General features: G+C 44.8%; 18 protein-coding genes, 1 tRNA gene, 1 riboswitch and 1 other annotated feature. Of the genes, 2 read left to right on the top strand and 17 right to left on the bottom strand.

Annotation, left to right across the window (positions count from 1 at the left end; translation table 11 throughout):
• Positions 1 to 2: 2 nt before the first annotated feature.
• The 8 genes from atpE to ribD form a co-directional block, all read right to left on the bottom strand.
• A complete protein-coding gene (gene atpE / locus PGQ33_RS06615; RefSeq protein WP_008374373.1) occupies positions 3 to 221 on the bottom strand; it encodes an ATP synthase F0 subunit C in 219 nt (72 codons plus the stop codon).
• A 53-nt stretch (positions 222 to 274) separates the two neighbouring features.
• Positions 275 to 940, bottom strand: coding sequence for a F0F1 ATP synthase subunit A (locus tag PGQ33_RS06610; RefSeq protein WP_081445281.1), 666 nt, complete (start codon positions 938 to 940; stop codon positions 275 to 277).
• A gap of 493 nt (positions 941 to 1,433) precedes the next feature.
• A tRNA-Trp gene (locus PGQ33_RS06605) sits at positions 1,434 to 1,504 on the bottom strand.
• A gap of 124 nt (positions 1,505 to 1,628) precedes the next feature.
• Positions 1,629 to 2,627, bottom strand: coding sequence for an L-glyceraldehyde 3-phosphate reductase (mgrA, locus tag PGQ33_RS06600; RefSeq protein ID WP_270205491.1), 999 nt, complete (start codon positions 2,625 to 2,627; stop codon positions 1,629 to 1,631).
• A 167-nt stretch (positions 2,628 to 2,794) separates the two neighbouring features.
• Positions 2,795 to 3,268, bottom strand: a complete 474-nt coding sequence (ribH, locus tag PGQ33_RS06595; protein ID WP_008374369.1) for a 6,7-dimethyl-8-ribityllumazine synthase — start codon at positions 3,266 to 3,268, stop codon at positions 2,795 to 2,797.
• A gap of 59 nt (positions 3,269 to 3,327) precedes the next feature.
• Positions 3,328 to 4,548 (bottom strand): bifunctional 3,4-dihydroxy-2-butanone-4-phosphate synthase/GTP cyclohydrolase II, encoded by a 1,221-nt coding sequence (locus tag PGQ33_RS06590; RefSeq protein WP_173824741.1) that lies wholly within the window; start codon positions 4,546 to 4,548, stop codon positions 3,328 to 3,330.
• A gap of 85 nt (positions 4,549 to 4,633) precedes the next feature.
• The gene (gene ribE / locus PGQ33_RS06585; protein ID WP_117556885.1) at positions 4,634 to 5,281 is read right to left on the bottom strand and encodes a riboflavin synthase; all 648 of its coding nucleotides are present in this window, start codon (positions 5,279 to 5,281) and stop codon (positions 4,634 to 4,636) included.
• Positions 5,282 to 6,394: a bifunctional diaminohydroxyphosphoribosylaminopyrimidine deaminase/5-amino-6-(5-phosphoribosylamino)uracil reductase RibD gene (ribD, locus tag PGQ33_RS06580; RefSeq protein ID WP_008374365.1), complete on the bottom strand. Its 1,113-nt coding sequence runs from the start codon at positions 6,392 to 6,394 to the stop codon at positions 5,282 to 5,284.
• A gap of 331 nt (positions 6,395 to 6,725) precedes the next feature.
• A riboswitch (FMN riboswitch) is annotated at positions 6,726 to 6,840 on the bottom strand.
• A gap of 178 nt (positions 6,841 to 7,018) precedes the next feature.
• Here ribD and PGQ33_RS06575 point away from each other — a divergent pair.
• Both PGQ33_RS06575 and PGQ33_RS06570 read left to right on the top strand, forming a co-directional pair.
• Positions 7,019 to 8,293: an MATE family efflux transporter gene (locus PGQ33_RS06575; protein WP_270205490.1), complete on the top strand. Its 1,275-nt coding sequence runs from the start codon at positions 7,019 to 7,021 to the stop codon at positions 8,291 to 8,293.
• A 91-nt stretch (positions 8,294 to 8,384) separates the two neighbouring features.
• Positions 8,385 to 9,008, top strand: a complete 624-nt coding sequence (locus PGQ33_RS06570; RefSeq protein ID WP_195250574.1) for a flavin reductase — start codon at positions 8,385 to 8,387, stop codon at positions 9,006 to 9,008.
• A 99-nt stretch (positions 9,009 to 9,107) separates the two neighbouring features.
• Here PGQ33_RS06570 and PGQ33_RS06565 read toward each other — a convergent pair whose 3' ends face one another.
• The 9 genes from PGQ33_RS06565 to PGQ33_RS06525 form a co-directional block, all read right to left on the bottom strand.
• The gene (locus PGQ33_RS06565; protein ID WP_270205489.1) at positions 9,108 to 10,286 is read right to left on the bottom strand and encodes an iron-containing alcohol dehydrogenase; all 1,179 of its coding nucleotides are present in this window, start codon (positions 10,284 to 10,286) and stop codon (positions 9,108 to 9,110) included.
• 202 nt (positions 10,287 to 10,488) lie between these two features.
• Positions 10,489 to 11,271 carry a tryptophan synthase subunit alpha gene (gene trpA / locus PGQ33_RS06560; RefSeq protein WP_195250575.1) on the bottom strand — a complete coding sequence of 261 codons (783 nt, stop codon included), beginning with the start codon at positions 11,269 to 11,271 and terminating at the stop codon, positions 10,489 to 10,491.
• Positions 11,264 to 12,448, bottom strand: coding sequence for a tryptophan synthase subunit beta (gene trpB, locus PGQ33_RS06555; RefSeq protein WP_195502382.1), 1,185 nt, complete (start codon positions 12,446 to 12,448; stop codon positions 11,264 to 11,266). Before trpB ends, trpA begins: the two co-directional genes overlap by 8 nt.
• Positions 12,441 to 13,064: a phosphoribosylanthranilate isomerase gene (locus tag PGQ33_RS06550; RefSeq protein ID WP_195502381.1), complete on the bottom strand. Its 624-nt coding sequence runs from the start codon at positions 13,062 to 13,064 to the stop codon at positions 12,441 to 12,443. The genes trpB and PGQ33_RS06550 overlap by 8 nt, the downstream gene beginning before the upstream one ends.
• Positions 13,065 to 13,850, bottom strand: a complete 786-nt coding sequence (gene trpC / locus PGQ33_RS06545; RefSeq protein WP_195502380.1) for an indole-3-glycerol phosphate synthase TrpC — start codon at positions 13,848 to 13,850, stop codon at positions 13,065 to 13,067.
• A gap of 9 nt (positions 13,851 to 13,859) precedes the next feature.
• Entirely contained in the window at positions 13,860 to 14,882 is a 1,023-nt protein-coding gene (trpD, locus tag PGQ33_RS06540; RefSeq protein ID WP_195502379.1) for an anthranilate phosphoribosyltransferase, read from the bottom strand.
• 138 nt (positions 14,883 to 15,020) lie between these two features.
• On the bottom strand, positions 15,021 to 15,587 hold the full coding sequence (locus tag PGQ33_RS06535) for an anthranilate synthase component II (protein ID WP_195502378.1): 567 nt from the start codon (positions 15,585 to 15,587) through the stop codon (positions 15,021 to 15,023).
• A complete protein-coding gene (trpE, locus tag PGQ33_RS06530; RefSeq protein ID WP_195250588.1) occupies positions 15,587 to 17,047 on the bottom strand; it encodes an anthranilate synthase component I in 1,461 nt (486 codons plus the stop codon). Before trpE ends, PGQ33_RS06535 begins: the two co-directional genes overlap by 1 nt.
• 246 nt (positions 17,048 to 17,293) lie before the next feature.
• Positions 17,294 to 17,551, bottom strand: a binding site (T-box leader).
• A gap of 54 nt (positions 17,552 to 17,605) precedes the next feature.
• On the bottom strand, positions 17,606 to 19,666 hold the full coding sequence (locus PGQ33_RS06525; RefSeq protein WP_195250579.1) for an ATP-binding protein: 2,061 nt from the start codon (positions 19,664 to 19,666) through the stop codon (positions 17,606 to 17,608).
• Positions 19,667 to 19,675: the final 9 nt, after the last annotated feature.

Below are 19,675 nucleotides of genomic sequence, written 5' to 3'. Positions count from 1 at the left end.
TCTTATTTCAGCATCAAGATGATAAGAAGTCCGATAATGAAACCGTAAATAGCGGTTGCCTCTGCAAGTGCACAACCAAGGATCAGGTTCTTGCTGATCTTGCTTTCTGCTTCCGGCTGTCTTGCGATCGCATCTACTGCTTTACCTGTTGCAAGGCTGATTCCAAGTCCTGCTCCTAAACCTGTTAAAACTGCTACTGCTGCTCCAATTGCTACTAACATAATCTTAATCTCCTTTTTTCTTATAGATTTGTGTTTCTTCTGTCATTTCGGGATTATTCCTGCTCCTCATTCATGAAAAGTGCTGTCAGGAATACGAATACATATGCCTGCAGGAATCCATCGAAAATATCGAAGTAAAAACTAAATGGTATCGGGATAAGAACCGGAGCCACTGCTTTTAAAAGCTCCATGATAACAAACGCTCCCAATACATTACCGAACAGACGCATGCAAAGTGATAATGGTCTGATCACAATCTCCAGAACCATAATTGGTGCTACGAATGGTACCGGCTTTGCAAAATGCGCCGCCCAGTGCTTAAATCCATTCTTCCGGATTCCGGAAAATTCAATCAGGCACATACTCATGATCGCAAGTGCTGCTGTTACATTGAGGTCTTTTGTCGGTGACTTAAATCCGAACAGACCAATGATATTGGCTATCCCAATATAGATAAGCACTGTAATCAGATACGGAATATATTTCCTGTTTTCTTTTCCCATGATGTCTTCAAAGAAGTCCAGTCCTTTTCCTATTGCGGATTCCAATAAAAGCTGAACCTTTCCCGGATTTTCGACGCTCAAGCTTCGGACAAATATGATACAAAGTCCTACGATTACCGCCATGATGATCCAGGTAACTACGACCGACTCTTTTACCGGTATTCCACCGAATATCGGGATCGTAAACACTGTCTCGCAGTTCAGCTCTTCTAACAGAGTCTCTGTTAAATGTTCCGTATCGCTCCCTCCCTTTCGTTTTATTTATTCTTATTTTAGAGTACTTTTTAGAGTGTCCTCTAAAAGTCATGCTTATATTACGCTCACACTTTTTCTTTGTCAATATTTTCAGCTTTTGTAGATTGTACAGTAAAAAAACCAATTTTTTTATCTATTTTCACTATCTTCATCTATTTTTCTTTTATTTTCTTTAGCTGTTTTTACTTCTATTTTTTGACATTTTTTTTAGTTTGTAGCATTCGAGATTCTTTTTTGACGGATTTTGTGCTTTCGTACAGTTGAATTTTTGGCATTTTTTACAATTATTTTCTTTCATTTTTATGCACTATGTATAGTGACTATGTCGAATATGTATATGGTAGGATGGTTATTTTATTTTTGGAAATGAAGAGTTGATTTGGACTTGCGCTATCACCATTCCGCACTTGGTCCATTAGATAAAAAAAGGACTCAAACTGAGTCCTTCAAGTTACAGGGGATGACAGAATCGAACTGCCGCTAAGAGTTTTGGAGACTCCTGTCATACCATTTGACCAATCCCCTATATGAAATTGTTGATTGCTGAAGCAACCATGGACTATATTAACACAATGGCTGCTTCCTGTCAATCATTTATTCAATATTTTCTTTGCATCCTTTGCAAATAATTTCTTCGCGCAGGTTTCACTTACAGATTGCCCCTGCTGATCTGATCGATCTTTTTCAGTTCTTCCCGGGTGAACTTCGTATTCTGCACAATCTCCACATTCTGAATGATCTGCTCCGGTCTGGACGCTCCGATCAGCACACTGGTCACATCCTCATCTTTCAGGATCCAGCTCAGTGCCATCTGTGCAAGAGACTGTCCTCTCTCACCTGCCATCTTATTCAGAGCCTCGATCTGCGCAAGCTTTTCTTTCGTCAATGCATCGGCATGTAGAAATCTTCCATCCACAGCAATCCGGCTGTCTGACGGTATTCCGTGCAGATATTTATCTGTCAGAAGCCCCTGTGCCAGCGGACTAAATGCAATGATTCCTTTTCCCATCTGGTTCGCCGTCTTTTTCAGACCGTTCTGTTCAATCGTCCGGTCAAAAATGGAATACCGGTTCTGGTTAATGACAAACGGACATTTCAGATCTTCCAGAATCTCCGCTGCACGTACCATTGTCGGACCATCATAATTAGAAATTCCGACATAAAGTGCCTTTCCACTCTTTACGATGGAATCCAGTGCACCCATCGTTTCTTCCAGCGGAGTATTCGGATCCATTCTGTGATGATAGAAAATATCTACATAATCCAGCCCCATTCTCTTCAAGCTCTGGTCAAGGCTTGCGATCAGATACTTCCTGCTTCCCCAGTTCCCGTAAGGTCCCGGCCACATATCATAGCCTGCCTTGGTGCTGATGATCATCTCGTCCCTGTATGGTGCAAAGTCTTCTTTTAAAATCTTTCCAAAATTCGTCTCAGCACTTCCGTATTCCGGTCCATAGTTATTCGCAAGATCAAAATGGGTGATTCCCAGATCAAATGCTGTCCTGCACATTGCCTTCATATTCTCCGGATCCGCATTGGTTCCAAAATTGTGCCAGAGTCCTAAAGAAACTGCCGGCAGTAAAAGCCCACTTTTCCCACAACGGTTATATACCATGGTATCATATCTCTCAGATGATGCTGTATACATAATTCATTTCCTCCTTCATTATCTCTGAAATGAAACTTTACTATTTCTTTTACAGATTTCTCCTATCAGATAGGATACCTTTTTCCTGCATAAATGTCCAGTAAATCCCGGCATCTGCCCTTTTTTCTGCCAGAAAACGGGATTTTTTTATAATCGACAGCCGGAAATTACATCTGTCTCAGAAGATTAACCATTTCGATTGCAGAAAGCGCACAATCATATCCCTTATTTCCACCTTTACTTCCGGCTCTTGAAATTGCCTGCTCGATATTTTCAGTCGTGATCACACCAAATAATACCGGCACTCCGGTTGCAAGTCCGACCTGTGCGATCCCTTTGGATACCTCATTGCAGACATAATCATAATGCGTCGTGTCTCCACGGATCACTGCTCCCACACAGATCACCGCATCATACTTTCCGGATGCCGCCATTTTAGAAGCTGCTGTCGGAATCTCAAATGCTCCAGGTACCCATGCTGCCGTTATGTTTTCATCTTCCACGCCATGGCGTACCAGCCCGTCTACCGCACCACCAAGTAGTTTATTGACAATAATCTCATTAAATCTTGAAGCAACAATTCCTACTTTCATTCCCTCTGGTGCTACTACTTTTCCTTCTAATACGTTGATCTGTCTCATGTTTTTTCCTCCTGTAATTAAAATGTTTATTCTATATATAAATACTGTTTATTCTCTTTTTACTGAAATTTGATTTCTTTAAAGATATGTCCCATCTTTTCCTGCTTCGTCTTCATATAAAATGCATCAAATTTCTGCGGTGCTATTTCAATCGGTACTCTCTCATGGATTGCAAGCCCGAAACCGGAAAGTCCATATACCTTCTCCGGATTATTAGTAAGAAGCCTGAGTGATTTTACTCCCAGATCTGATAAAATCTGAGCCCCTACCCAGTATTCCCTGAGATCCGGTGCAAATCCCAGACGGATGTTGGCTTCCACGGTATCGTATCCCTGTTCCTGAAGTTCATACGCTTTCAGCTTGTTGATCAGACCGATTCCCCTTCCCTCCTGTCGCATATACAGAAGAACTCCTCTTCCTTCTCTCTCAATCTGCTTCATCGCCGACTGCAGCTGTTTTCCACAATCGCACCGGAGAGATCCGAAAGTATCGCCGGTCAGGCACTCGGAATGTACACGGCACAGAACGTCTTCCCCATCACCAATCTCACCTTTCACCAGTGCCACATGATGTTCACCGGTAATGTCATTCACATACCCATAGATCTGAAATTCTCCATACTGGGTTGGCATCTTTGCACATGCTTCCCGCACGACATGTTTTTCATGGATTCTGCAGTAATCCTGCAGATCTTTAATCGTAATAAATTTCAGGTCGTACTTCTTCGCCAGCTTCCAGAGATTCTCTGTCCGCATCATCGTTCCGTCCTCTTCCATGATCTCACAGCAGATTCCACATTCTTTCAGTCCGGCAAGACGCATCAGATCAACCGTTGCCTCGGTATGACCATTTCTTACCAGCACACCTCCATGCCTTGCCACCAGTGGAAATACATGCCCCGGTCTTCGAAGGTCCTGTGGTTTTGTTCCTTCTTCTGTCAGGCTACGCATGGTATATCCGCGCTCTGCTGCTGAAATTCCCGTTGTCGTATCCACATGGTCAACGGATACCGTAAATGCAGTCGAATGGTTATCTGTATTTTCAGAAACCATCTGTGGCAGCCCAAGCTGTCCGGCCAGCGCTGCACTCATCGGTGTGCAGATCAGCCCTTTCGCATGGCATGCCATAAAATTGATATTCTCCTGGGTTGCAAATTCCGCCGCGCAGATCATATCCCCTTCATTTTCCCGGTCCGGATCATCCGTTACCAGAACGATCCTTCCCTGGCGTAATTCTTCAAGTGCCTCTTCTACGCTATTGTATTGATACTGTTTCTCCATTTGTTACTTCCTCCTGTCCGATCATAACTCATTTTTATCCTGTTCTTCTTTGTACTCTCCATTTCAATCCCGGAATTTCTTCGCATCAAATTCCATACTCCTCTAATAATTCCATGGTAAGTCCTCCACATTTTCCAGCCGGTTCCGATGGTGTAAGAAACTTTTTAATATACTTCCCTACAATATCATTTTCCAGATTCACCCTGTCCCCAGCTTTTTTCTTCAGCAGCGTGGTTTCCTCTCCGGTATGAGGAATGACTGATACCTGAAAGCTTTTTTCATTTACTTCTGCCACTGTCAGACTGATTCCATCAATACAGATTGAACCTTTTTCTACGATCAGTTCCAGAATCTCCGGCGTTGTCCGGATTTTTACCCATACTGCATTTTCTTCCTTTCTGAGTTCTTCAATCATTCCGGTCCCATCAATATGCCCTGCAACGATATGTCCGCCGAATCTGCCATCTGCCGCCATCGCGCGTTCCAGATTCACTTTTTCACCGATCTTTGTGTCACCGAGGTTGGTTCTTCGCACCGTCTCCGCCATCACATCTGCGGTAAATCCATCTTTTTCCAGGGAAACCACCGTCAGGCAGACACCATTTACCGCAATACTGTCTCCGATCCTGGTTCCACCGAGTACTTTTTTTGCCCGAATCGCAATCTTCCCGGATGATCCAGAAAGTCGGAGTGACCGGATGGATCCGGTTTCTTCTACAATTCCTGTAAACATTTACATTTCCTCCAAAACCTTATACTCTGCCAGAATATCTTCTCCAACCTGCGAGATTCTCATAAGCTGTAGCTTGATGGCATCGTCTACTTTCTCAACTCCAAAGCCTTCCACCGGAGTCTTGCCGCCTCTTCCGCCAAAAATTTTCGGTGCGATAAAAGCTTTCACCTCATTTACAATACCGGATTGCAGGGCATCCTCATTTAAAGTTCCACCGCCTTCAATAAGTACACTGTCAATTCCCAGCTCTCCAAGCTTTCTCATCAGAAGCTGCAGATTGATCTCCCCTTTTTCCGAAGGAACGCTGAGAAGCACGACTCCAAGCTTTTCCAGACTGTGTTTTTTCTCTTCTAAACAAATCGCATTCCCCTTTTCACCGGCATATGCAACGATCGTCCGGTATCTCCCTGCTGTCTGGCAGATCTGACTGTCCAGTGGGATCCTGAGCATACTGTCACAGATAATTCTGACCGGACTTTTCTTTCCCTCCAGACGCACATTCAGCATCGGATCATCTGCCAGAACCGTTCCGATTCCTGCCATGATCGCCATATAGTCATGGCGCATCTCATGTACCAGACTTCTTGCTTCCTCACCGGATATCCATTTTGATGCTCCTGTTTTTGTCGCAATCTTTCCGTCTGCCGTCATTGCGTATTTCATCACCACATAGGGCAGCCCTGTTGTGATATAGTGGAAAAAGACCGGATTTAACGCATCACATTCTTCGCGCAGGAAATCCTCTTCCACCCGGACGCCTGCCTCGCGTAAAATCTTTGCTCCTTTGCCGGACACTTTCGGATTCGGATCTCTCGATCCAATCACAACCCGTGCGATCTTCTGTTCCAGAATCGCTTCCGTACATGGTGGTGTCTTCCCATAATGGCAGCACGGCTCCAGCGTCACATAAAGTGTTGCTCCCTCGGCGCTTTCTGTCAGGGATGCGATTGCGTTCCGTTCTGCATGAAGCTCACCACATTTTTCGTGATATCCTTCCCCGATAATGCTTCCGTCCTTTACGATCACGGCACCAACCATCGGGTTTGGATTTGTCCATCCACGTCCTTTTTTTGCCAGTTCAATTGCACGGCGCATGTAAAATTCATCTGTCATTTTTTCTCCTTTCTCATCTCTCCCGGAAAAACCCCCGGGAAATGTACTTTACTGAACGGTTTAGATCTATCGGATAATTTTCCTGTGAAAATGTTTTTTCCACTTAACCGGAAGTTCCTGTGAAATACGAAAACCCTGACAGCTTTTTTCCTGTCAGGGTTTTCTTTTATTGGTTGTATTTCTGTAGATCCTGCCGTATCTGCAGGAGACCTTCTATCCTGAAAACTTTATTTCCCGGTATAGAAAAAACGCTCTGAAACGATTCACGTTCCAGAGCGTTTTACTTTCTTTATTCCTGTAGATATGATAGAGAATCTTTCTATCAGCAACGATTCAACTTCTTCCATCCAGACTTTACTGTCGGCACTGGAATCTCACCAGTTCATACCTTACGGCTCGCGGGCTTTACCGCCGGTGGGGAATTTCGCCCCGCCCTGAAGCATTATTTGGTTTTACAAACCTTACTATAGCACGGTAACGCAGTAATTGCAAGATTATTTTTTCGACAAACCAGTATGTTTATGCTATTCTTATATGGAGATATCAGAGTCCGCTTATTACCAGGCTGGTACAGATGGTTATTTCATTTAATCTGGCTTTAAGAAAGATGAGGAATTCAAAAACATGTTTCATAAATTTTTAAAATACATTTCCCAGAGTATTTCCGGAATGATCGGTGTCTCCGTCTACATTCTGGCAGATACCTTTTTTATCTCTTACAAATGCGGTGCAGATGGACTTGCTGCCCTGAATCTGATCCTGCCGGTGTTCGGTCTGGTCTTCGCAATCGGTTCGATGATCGGAATCGGCTCCGCCACACGATACAATATCAGCACAGCCAAAGGTTCACCTTCGGACTACTATTTTACCCAGTCCATCTTCTGGTGTCTCATATGCAGCATTCCTTTTATGCTCACCGGAATCTTCATTCCGCATAAAGCACTTGCACTTTTAGGAGCAGATGCCGGGCTCATCCGGCTTGGACGTAATTATATGCGTATCGTCCTGCTCTTTACCCCGTTTTTTATGTCAAACTATACCTTCACGGCATTTGCGAGGAATGACCATGCGACCTCTATCGCCATGATCGGTTCCATTTCCGGAAGCTTCTTTAATATTTTATTTGACTATATTTTCATGTTCCCTTTGAATCTTGGATTTCTGGGGGCTGCACTTGCAACCGCTCTTTCACCGGTTGTGACGATGCTGGTATGTTCGACACATTATCTTGGAAAGAATAACCATGTAGAGTTTCACTGGCGCAAGCCCTCTCTTCGCCGGATCATCGGATGCTGCCAGCTTGGTGTTTCTGCATTTTTTGCTGAAATTTCTTCCGCTGTCATTACGATTATATTTAACATGCTGATCCTGCGCATTGCGGGAAATATCGGGATCGCAGCCTACGGCGTAGTTGCAAATATTTCACTGGTCGCAATGGCGATCCTAAACGGACTTGCCCAGGGTGCACAGCCGCTGATCAGCCAGAGTTACGGAAAAGGTGAACATGATCTAGTCCGTAAATTTCTCAACTGGTCTCTTGCTGCAGCACTTCTAATCGAGCTTGTGATCGTTGTACTGATCTACGGATTTACGGATACCTTTATCAGTATCTTTAACAGCGAACATAATCTCCAGCTGCTTGCTTACGCCCATACTGGTCTTAGGCTTTATTTCCTGGGCTTTTTAGCCGCCGGTATCAATATTGTGCTGGTTGCCTATTTTTCCGCAATCGACCGGGCACTTCCTGCCGTCCTTGGTTCTGTTATGCGCGGCATTATCGCAATTGCTTTCTGTGCGATTCTGTTCTCACAGCTTCTGGGGCTGAATGGAATCTGGCTTTCTTTCTTAGGATCGGAAATCATCACATTTTTTGTGATTCTGATTTTCCGGAAATCTTGATTTTGTAATTGACAATTTTTCTTTTATCATGTATTCTTTAATTATAGTAATGATTCTTATTATTGAGTTTAAAAGTCAGGAGGAATGTCATATGGATAAAAAAGCACTTTACAATTTATCTTATGGAGTATTTATGCTTGCAACACGCTCTGGGAATGTAGTAAACGGATGTATTACCAACACCTGCATCCAGGTTGCGAATAATCCGGTACGAATCGCAATCTCTGTGCTGAATAGCAACTATACCTGTGATCTGATCAAAGAGAGCGGCATTTTTACGTTAAGCCTGCTTGACCAGACCTGCTCTTTTGAAACGATCCGGCATTTCGGTTTCCAGTCCGGCAGAGATGTTGATAAATTCGCAAATATCACTGCACCTGCAGATGAAAATGCAGTTCCTTACCTCGGATGGCAGACATGTTCTGTTCTCAGCGCAAAAGTAGTTTCCAGTCAGGATCTTGGAACACACACCCTTTTTATTGCTGAAGTAACCGATGCGAAACTTTTAAGTGACAATCCGCCTCTGACTTACGCAGATTATCAGGCACATGTAAAGCCAAAACCAGAACAGAAAAAAGAGGATAAGAAGATTATCGGATGGCGCTGTAAGATCTGCAATTATGTATACGAAGGAAGCAATCTTCCGGAAGAATTCACCTGCCCGCTCTGTGGACACGGCGCAGATGATTTCGAACCCATTTATGAAAATGCATAGCCTGTTAGAAAATAGACGTTTCAAAAAGAGGGAGTGTATGACTTGAGTTTAAGTCACGCACTCCCTCTTCCAAATTTCCTGTTTTCCGATATTCCTTTTCTAAAACACCATCAGTTTATAAATATTTTCCACATCTTTCTGATCGAGAGTTGCAAATCCTTCCACTGTACCTGTATTTACATCTCCATAACAGCAGATATGTGCCAGCTTTTCAATATCTTCTTCTTTGGCTCCAAGCTCTGCAAAATTCTTTGGCATTCCAATCGAAATTAAAAAGTTTCGAAGTGCCTCAATTCCTTCCCGTGCCGTTCTCTTTGGATCTGTAAAATCCATCTGACAGCCCCAGACACGGACTGCAGCCTGTGCAAAACGCATCACATTGTGTTCCAGAGTATAAGTAAATACAGCCGGCATAACAACCGCAAGTCCTGCACCATGCGCGCAGTCATATAATGCAGATAATTCGTGCTCGATGTTATGGCTTGTCCAGTCCTGTGTACGTCCTACTCCGCAGGAATTGTTGTGCGCCATCATACCTGCCCACATGATATTTGCTCTTGCCTGATAATTATCCGGATCTGCAATGACTCTCGGTCCTTCATGGATCATCGTCAGAAGAAGTCCTTCGATCATACGGTCTGTCACCTCTACTTCTTCGGTATTGGTCAGATAACGCTCATACAGATGTGCCATAATATCCGTAATTCCGCAAGCTGTCTGATATGCCGGAAGTGTCTGTGTAAGTGTCGGGTTCATGATCGTGAATTTCGGACGGAATGCTTCTCCGGTTGCCCCTCTTTTGAACATTCCTTCTTCTTTTGTAATAACAGAGTCCGGTGATCCTTCGCTTCCTGCTGCTGAAATCGTAATAACTGTTCCGATCGGAAGTGCTTCTTCGACAAGCTTTCCTTCATAATAATCCCAGAAATCTCCATCGTAAACCGCACCTGCCGCAATCGCCTTTGCGGAATCAATGGTACTTCCGCCTCCGACTGCAAGTACAAAGTCTACTTTTTCTTTCCGGCACAGATCAATTCCTTCATATACAAGACCACTTCTCGGATTTGGCTTTACGCCTCCTAATTCTACATAAGAAATTCCTTCCCCATCCAGAGATTTTTTAACACGGTCCAAAAGTCCGGAACGAATGACAGAACCTCCGCCATAATGGAGCAGTACACGGTTGCCGCCAAAACGTTTTACATACTTTCCGGTATCATTTTCAGTATCCTTACCAAAAGCAAAATAAGTCGGTGCATAAAATGTGAAATTTTCCATCTTTTATTTCCTTCTTTCCTCTTATGATTTTCTGCTAATTTTTAGTATAAATCCTTTTTTGGGCCTTCGCAAGATGACGTAGAAAATATTATTCTCTCCCTGCTCTTCGGATAAATTTTCATAATACATCCAAGCCAAAATCAGTATTTTCCCATATGCACACAAAATGGCTGCCACCCGGACAGCCATTTCCCATATCTCTTTATTTTCCGGCTTCTTCTACAGCCGCTTTCATTTTCTTCACATACTCAGCCACATACGGCACACAATCCTCACCATACTTTGCAACGATCTTCACGATTGCCGATCCCACGATCGCACCATCGGAAAGGGATGCCATCTCCTTTGCCTGCTCCGGCTCGGCAATTCCAAAACCTACCGCGCAAGGGATATCTGTCACTTCTCTTACCTTCTCGATCATATCACCGATATTGGTTGTAATCTGCTTTCTTACTCCGGTAACACCAAGTGAAGACACGCAATAGAGAAATCCTTCCGCTTCTTTTGCAATCATTTTGATTCTTTCATGGGAAGTCGGCGCGATCAACGATACCAGTTCGATCCCATATTCCTTACATACTCCTGAAAGCTCTCCCTTTTCCTCGAACGGAACATCCGGTACGATCACGCCTGCCATACCGCATTCCACACATCGCTGCATGAACTTCTCTTTTCCGTAAGTAAAAATTGGATTGACATAAGTCATAAATACCATCGGAATATGGATCTCATCCTTTACTTCTTTTATCGCATCAAATAATTTGTCCAGAGTACAGCCCGCTGAAAGTGCCCGTTCGTCTGCCTCCTGGATCACCGGTCCTTCTGCGATCGGATCAGAAAATGGGATTCCGACCTCGATCAGGTCTGCTCCTGCCTCCTGCATTGCAAGGATCAGTTTTTTCGTCACATCCAGGGACGGATCCCCTCCTGTGATAAATGGGATAAATGCTTTTTTATTTTCAAATGCTTCGCTTATCTTATTCATAGATTTCCACTCCTCTGTATCTTGCAATTGCCGCTACGTCTTTGTCTCCACGTCCGGATACGGTTACAACGATGATCTTGTCCTTGTCCATAGTCGGTGCCAGCTTCATTGCATAGGCGATCGCATGTGCACTTTCTACTGCCGGGATGATTCCCTCTGTTCTTGACAGATATTCAAATGCATTTACCGCTTCCTCGTCGGTGATCGGCACATACTCCGCTCTGCCTTCAGCTGCAAGCATTGCATGCTCCGGTCCGATTCCCGGATAATCCAGTCCTGCTGAAATCGAGTAAACCGGTGCGATCTGTCCGTCTTTGTTCTGGCAGAACAGAGATTTCATACCATGGAAAATTCCAGTTGTACCATTTGCGATCGTTGCCGCATTTTTCTCAGTATCCACACCAAGTCCTGCTGCCTCACATCCGATGAGCCGGACTTCCTTATCCGGAATAAATTCGTAAAATGTTCCCATCGCATTGCTTCCGCCTCCGACACAGGCAATCACTGCATCCGGAAGACGTCCTTCTTTTTCCAGCATCTGCGCTTTGATCTCTTCTCCGATGACCTTCTGGAAATCACGGACGATCATTGGAAATGGATGTGGTCCCATAACAGAACCTAATACATAAAGAGTATCATCCATACGGTTTGCCCATTCCCTCATAGTTTCGTTGACCGCATCTTTGAGCGTCATGGTTCCGCTTGTAACTGCGTGTACCTTTGCTCCAAGAAGTTCCATACGATAGACATTCAGTGCCTGACGGTCCGTATCCTCTTTTCCCATAAAGATTTCACATTCCATATCCATCAGTGCTGCAGCTGTCGCTGTTGCCACGCCGTGCTGTCCGGCTCCGGTCTCTGCAATGACACGGGTTTTTCCCATTTTCTTTGCAAGAAGCACCTGACCTAAAACGTTGTTGATCTTATGTGCACCGGTATGGTTCAGATCTTCACGTTTCAGATAAATCTTTGCTCCGCCAAGATCTCTGGTCATCTTCTTTGCCTCATATAAAAGTGACGGGCGACCTGCATAGTTCTTTAACAGATCATCCAATTCCCGGTTAAATTCCGGATCATTTTTATATTTCTCGTAGGCTTCTTCTACCTCATGCACCGCATTCATCAGTGTTTCCGGCACATACTGTCCGCCGTATTCTCCATATCTTCCTTTACTCATGATTTCGTACCCTTTCTATGAATTCCTCTATTTTTGTTTCATCCTTCACGCCATCCGTTTCGACTGCGCTGCTCACATCCACCGCAAACGGATTGCATCTGGAAATATTTTCGTTTACATTTTCTGCATCCAGACCACCTGCAAGAAAATATGGCTTTGTAAGCTTTGGGATCAGTGCTTTGTCAAAACTGATTCCACTGCCACCATATTGCCCTTTTACATAAGTATCCAGAAGCAGATAATCCACATCCAGCTTTTCTGCCTCCAGAATCTGCTCTTTGGACTGCACCCGCACCGCCTTGATAAGCGGAGTATCCGGCAGGTTCTTCCTGATCTCTTCTATATAACATTCATCCTCATTCCCGTGAAGCTGCACCAGCTGAATGATCCCTTCCCGGCAAAATTCTGTGACATTTGGGATCGGTTCATTTACAAAAACTCCGACTGCCGGAATATCCGGATCCAGTGCTTCATGTAGTTTCCCCGCCTGTTTTTTGTCAATTTTTCTCTTGCTTTCAGCAAATACAAACCCGACAAAATCCGGCTTCAGGCGATTCACGATCCCGATGTCTTCCGGTCTTTTCAGACCACATATTTTAATTTTAGTTTTTCCCATTTATAAGCTTCCACCATTCAGTTTTTCAAGCGCCGCTTTCTTATCCGGGCTTCTCATCAGTGTCTCACCGATCAGTACCCCGCTCACTTTCGCCTCGCGCAGTTTTTCAATATCTTCCGCTGTCTTTATCCCACTTTCTGCCACAAAAAGTACATTTTCCGGTGCCAGACCACGGAGCCGGATGCTGTTACCGATATCCACGGTGAAATCCTTCAGATTCCGGTTATTTACACCGATTACCCTTGCTCCTGCTTCAATCGCTGACTGCATTTCTTCTTCATCATGGACTTCCACCAATGCGGAAAGGCCAAGCCGGTCCGCAACTTTTATGTATCTTTTCAGTGTCTCGGTATCCAGAAGTGCGCAGATCAAAAGCACCACTGAAGCCCCCAGTGTCTTTGCCTCATAGATCATATACTCATCAATGGTAAAATCCTTTCTGAGCACCGGGATCGATACATTTTCCGTAATTTCTTTCAGATAAGCATCCTTCCCCTGAAAATATTTTGGCTCTGTCAGACAGGAAATCGCGGCTGCCCCTGCTTTTTCATACTCCCTCGCAATCTCCAGATACGGGAAATCCTGCGCGATCACACCTTTTGACGGGGACGCTTTTTTCACCTCACAGATATAATGGATCCCCGGCTCTGCAAGTGCTTTTTCAAATGGGAATCCGGTATTGGCATCCATCGCCATTGCCCTTCTGCAGATTTCCGAATACGGAACCTTTCTTTTTGCTTTTTCCACACGCAGCTTCGTATCTGCTGCAATCTTTTCTAAAATCATTGCCCTCTCCTATTTTGCTGCGACTGCTTTTGTTGCCTCACGGAACTCTTCGTACTTCTTAAGTGCTGCTCCGCTCTCGATCAGTTCTTTTGTTTTCTCCACGCCTTCGGCAAGCGTGATTCCGTCAATTCCAAGGTAAAGTGCCATACCTGCATTCATCAGAACCACATCTCTCTTTGCCCCAGTCTCTTTTCCGGTCAAAATATCCATCGTGATCTGTGCATTTTCTTCCGGTGTTCCTCCGATCAGATCGGCAAGCGGGCATCTGGACAGCCCGAACTGTTCCGGTGTGATCGTATAAGAAGTAATTTCTCCAAAACGGATTTCGTGTACATCCGTTTCTCCGGTGAGTGTAATTTCATCCAGCCCGTCCTCGCCACAAACGGCAACGCCCCTGGTTACACCCAGGTTGGAAAGTACCTCTGCCATCGTTCCCGCAAGCTCTTTATCATATACACCGAGAAGCTGCATGGTTGCCGCTGCCGGATTGGAAAGAGGTCCGAGAATGTTGAATACCGTTCTCACTCCTAGCTCCTTTCTGACCGGTGCCGCATATTTCATCGAAGAGTGGTAAACCGGTGCAAACATGAAGCAGATACCAGTCTCGTTTAATACTTTTTCATTCTGCTCCGCAGTAAGTGCAACTTCCACGCCAAGCTTTTCAAGAACATCAGCCGCTCCGCTCCGGCTGGACACGCTGCGGTTTCCATGCTTTGCAACCGGCACGCCGCCTGCTGCCACTACAAATGCAGAGGTTGTGGAAATGTTGAAGGTTCCCACCTGGTCTCCGCCCGTTCCGACGATATCAATGACTTCCCTCTCCGGTTTGATCTTCACACCCTTTTCACGCATCACTTCTGCAAATGCGGTGATCTCATCAATGGTCTCACCCTGCATGGAAAGTGCCATCAAAAGACCTCCCATCTGCGCCTGCGTTGCAGTACCATCCATCATTTCTTCCATGACACCTCTTGCCTCTTCGTATGTAAGATCTTCTTTTCTTGTTAACTTTGCAATTGCTTCTCTGATCATATTTTTCCTCCATCTTGTCTGCCTTGTTGTCTCTGCTGTTTTATGTAAAATGTATTTTATTAAATTTTCACGTGTACCTGAAATCCTTACTTCTTCTTTCTGTTCGATACCATATGATCCGGGCAACACCTTTCCTCTCTACAGCCCCAGGAAATTCTCCAGAATCTTCCTTCCCTTCGGTGTCAGAATCGATTCCGGATGAAACTGTAATCCGTACACCGGATACTCTTTGTGCTGGACTGCCATCACTTCTCCGTCATCTGCAGTAGCTATCACTTTTAAAGTTCTCGGTATCTTTTCGGTATCTGCCGCCAGAGAATGGTATCTTGCCGCATCGATTTCTTCCGGCATTCCCTGAAAGATCGGACTTGCTGTGTCAATTTTTACGTTGCTTTTTTTACCATGCATCAATTCCTTTGCATGGATGATCTCACCGCCGTAGGCTTCGCAGATTGCCTGATGCCCAAGGCAGACTCCCATGATCGGAAACTTGCCCTGCAGCTTCTGTACCACTTCTTCACACACACCGGCATCCTTTGGATATCCCGGTCCCGGAGATAAGATGATCTTATCCGGATGCAGATTCTCAATTTCTTCTACCGTAAGCTCATCATTTCGGATGACCTTAATATCCGGGTTGATACTTCCTGCCATCTGCACCAGATTGTAGGAAAAGCTGTCGTAATTATCAATTAAAAGAATCATTATTCCAGTACCTCCTTTGCTGCCTTGATCGCATTCATCACAGCTGCTGCTTTGTTTGCTGATTCCTGGTATTCATTTTCCGGAATACTGTCGGCTACAATTCCGCCGCCCGCCTGTACATAGACTCTTCCGTCTTTCTTGACTGCCATCCGGATCGCAATACAGGTATCCATATTGCCGGTGAAATCCAGGTATCCGAGTGCACCTCCGTAAACACCTCTCTCTTCGCTTTCCAGCTCCTCGATGATCTCGCATGCACGGATCTTTGGCGCACCGGAAAGAGTTCCTGCCGGAAGTACAGACTCGATCGCGCTGAGTGCATCACAGTCATCCCGGATATCTCCTTCCACCTGTGAGCAGATGTGCATGATCTTTGAATACTTGTGGATCATCATATATTTCGTAACTTCCACCGAATCGAATTTGGAAATCCGCCCCAGATCATTTCTTCCAAGATCTACCAGCATGTTATGCTCGGAAAGCTCTTTTTCATCGGAAAGAAGATCTGCTTCCAGTTCCTGATCCTCTTCTTCTGTCAGTCCTCTTGGTCTGGATCCTGCTACCGGGAATGTGGTAAGCCTGCCATTTTCCAGCCGGACAAGCGTCTCCGGCGAGGTACTCATGATCTCTTCGTCATCAATCTTCATGTAAACCATGTACGGAGACGGGTTCGTGGTTCTGAGTACCCGGTAAGGATTGATCAGACTTCCCTCATACGGGCTGGAAAACTGTCTGGAAATGACTGCCTGGAAAATATCTCCGTCCACGATATACTCTTTTGTCTTTTCAACCAGCTTACAATACTCTTCTTTACTGACATTGCAGGTAAAATCAATCTTACTTTTTGACACCGGGATATCTGCTGTCTGCTGGCTTCGGATCAGGTTTGCCAGATCCTGGATCTGTGCGGTTGCCTTTCCATAATTCTCCATCACCTTATCTGTTTTCATATTGACGATAATGCTGATCTTCTGTTTCAGGTGGTCATAGGCAATGACCTTATCGAAAAGCATCATATCATAGTCATTGAAGGTTCCTTTTTTGATCTTCAGCTTCGGCTCTGCGTATCCGATCATCGCATAAGCAAAATATCCGACAAATCCTCCGGCAAATGGTGGCAGTCCGGCAAGCCGCGGCGCTTTATAATCTTTCAGGATCTCCCGCAGCACTTCAAGCGGTTTGTCTGTCACTTTTTCCGTTTCTTCGCCGTCCTTTTCTATCGTTACTTTTCCACAACTGCATTTTACACGCATCACCGGATCAAACCCAAGGAAAGAATAACGTCCCCACTTTTCGCCTCCCTCTACACTCTCCAGCAGATAATAGCGTTTGCTGACTGCTGCGAGCTTCCGTAGAAGTGTGATCGGTGTAATAACATCTGCGTAGATTTCACGGCAAACCGGAATGATGTCATAATCCGGTGCCATTTTTAAAATTTCATCACAATCTGGGTACATGATTCTTTCCTCCTGAATTTTCGTTGTTGTTTTTATGTTGAGTAAGCTTGTTATTGAATGATTTACACCGGGCGTGCGTCTTTACACACCTCGATTTCGCTACGCTGCATCTCGGTCGTGTGAATACTGCTTATACGTCCTGTAAAGAATCATTCTTTGTGCGAGCACAAAAATGATTCTTTTTCGGACGTGCACGTCCTCTTTGTAGCACGCAAAAAGAGCCTTCGTCCTCGTATAAGTTTTCACTTATACAGGGACAAAAGCTCTTGAAATTCTACTTCTGCGGTACCACCCTTATTGCCGGTCTGCGCCGACCTCTCAACTGCGTACTGACATACACATCTCCTTGGTAACGGGCGAGCATCCCGTCAGCGTCTACTCCTGCTCTGCAGTTTCAAGCTGCCCTCACAAGTCCATTCGGTAAAAACTCTTACTACTGCCTTCCCACCACCGGCAGCTCTCTGGAAATAAATATCTTTACTTACTCCTCTTGTTCATCGGTTTATCGCTTTAATTGGTTACATTATATGCTGATATTTTCCATTTGTCAACTGATTTTTTTTATTTATTTTTGCAAAATTCCGCAATTGTCTCAATTACTTTGTTCATCTGAAATGGCTTCGGCAGATGTGCATTCATTCCTGCTTCCATACATCTTCTGGCATCCTCTTCAAATGCATTCGCCGTCATTGCAATGATCGGAATATCTTTTGCATCCTGCCGGTTCATCGTGCGAATCCTTTTCGTTGCAGTGATTCCATCCATGTTTGGCATCATGATATCCATCAGGATCGCATCAAAAGTTCCCGGTTCACTTCCGACAAATGCATCGACCGCCTGCTGTCCATCCTTCACCAGAGTAATGTGAGCGCCTTCATCCTTCAGCAATACCTCTGCAATCTCCGCATTCAGCTCATTGTCTTCCGCAAGCAGAAGACTGAGTCCAGAGATACTCAGTGTCTCCTCTTCCGGAAGGCTCTCCACCTTTTTCTTTTCCTGCGCCACCTCAAAAGGAAGCGTGATGATAAATGTACTGCCCTTTCCCTCTGTACTGCTCACTTCGATTGTACCATTCATTTTGTGGACAAGTGTATTGACAATTGCCATTCCAAGTCCGGTCCCGTTATAAACACTTCTTGCGTCCGTATGTTCCTGCGCAAACGGTTCAAAGATATGCTTCAAGAATTCCTGGCTCATCCCTCTTCCCGTATCTGAAATGATCCATCGATAGGTGACAATTCCATCCTTCAACCCTAAATTTTCCAGACGGATCTTTACTTTTCCACCAACCTGATTATATTTCACACAGTTCCCATACACATTCAGGAAAAGCTGACGGACATGTAATGCACTCGCATACACATACGGGAACTCTACCTTATCCGATGTTCTGTCATACTCTATGTTAACACCTGCTTCTGCTGCACGTTGCTCCATGATCGTCAGAATATCCCGCGATAACTCATTTAAATTTACCACCTCATGTGCCAGAACCATCTCTCCACTTTCCAGTTTGCTCATCTGCAGCACATCATTAATCAGTGCCAGAAGATGATTGGCTGCTACCAGCATTTTCTCCCGGTTTTTATCTACCTGTTCTCTATCGTCCGGATGCTTCGCGTCAATCTTAAGTAAACCGATAATTCCATTTAACGGTGTCCTTATATCGTGGCTCATCCGGGAAAGGAATCCTGTCTTCGCAGTGTTCGCCGCCTTCGCTTCCTCTGCCGACTTTTTGATTTTTTCTGCGTAACGCGCCTCTTTATAACTCCGCATTCTACGTTGCCAGTACAGCATCGCGATCAGGACCGCAAGGAGTGCACTTAACAGACTGTTCAGCCAAAGCTGTGATTTGGAATACCATCCTTCTTTCGGGCATATTTCAAAATACCAGGTATCATTCGGAACCTCACATACGACTTCCAGGGCATTATCCATCACCGGTTCCTCGCATTGCGCAATCGTGAGCTTTTTACCTGTGACAGGATTCTTTTTCCATACCTGATAATGATAAGATGCTTCCTCCAGCTTTTCCAGCTCAACCTCATCTATAAATTTCTCCCAGTCAATAACCAGAATCGTAAATCCCCAGAATTCTTCCTGCCCGTTTTCTCCTTTCACATAGACCGGATCGAATAATAATGCGCCATCTCCGCCCTGCACCAGCTGAAACGGACCTGCGATCGTATATTCTCCACTGTTTTTTGCGATTGTTGCACTTGTCTTCCGATCCGGGTCAGTAAGCATGTCCAGTCCCATTGCTTCTTCATTCCCACTCAGCGGATACACAGACGATACGGTGCCGCCTTTTGCCAGTTCGATCACATCGATCACATCATCATCGGCCATCATAAACCCGGAAAGCTCCGTAAAATGTTCATCGGATATCGTACTTTCGGACTCAATGATCTGTTTCAGCAGATCGGATTTTGACAGATATTTATTAATCTGCGCCTCTATTCTCCGGACTGTAGCCTCCGCTGTATACGTCGCTTTTAGTTTTTCTTCATTTATACGGTTCATTATCTGCAAATGCACCGCACAGTTTATCCCGATAAACATAACAATAAATACCAGTATTGTCTTGTTCCGGATTCTCCCAGTATATTTTTTCTTATCCATAGCTGTATT

The sequence above is a fragment of the Coprococcus sp. AM100_B19A genome (assembly GCF_027662015.1).
Taxonomy (GTDB): domain Bacteria; phylum Bacillota; class Clostridia; order Lachnospirales; family Lachnospiraceae; genus Allocoprococcus; species Allocoprococcus comes.
This window is presented reverse-complemented; position numbering and strand designations above follow the sequence as displayed.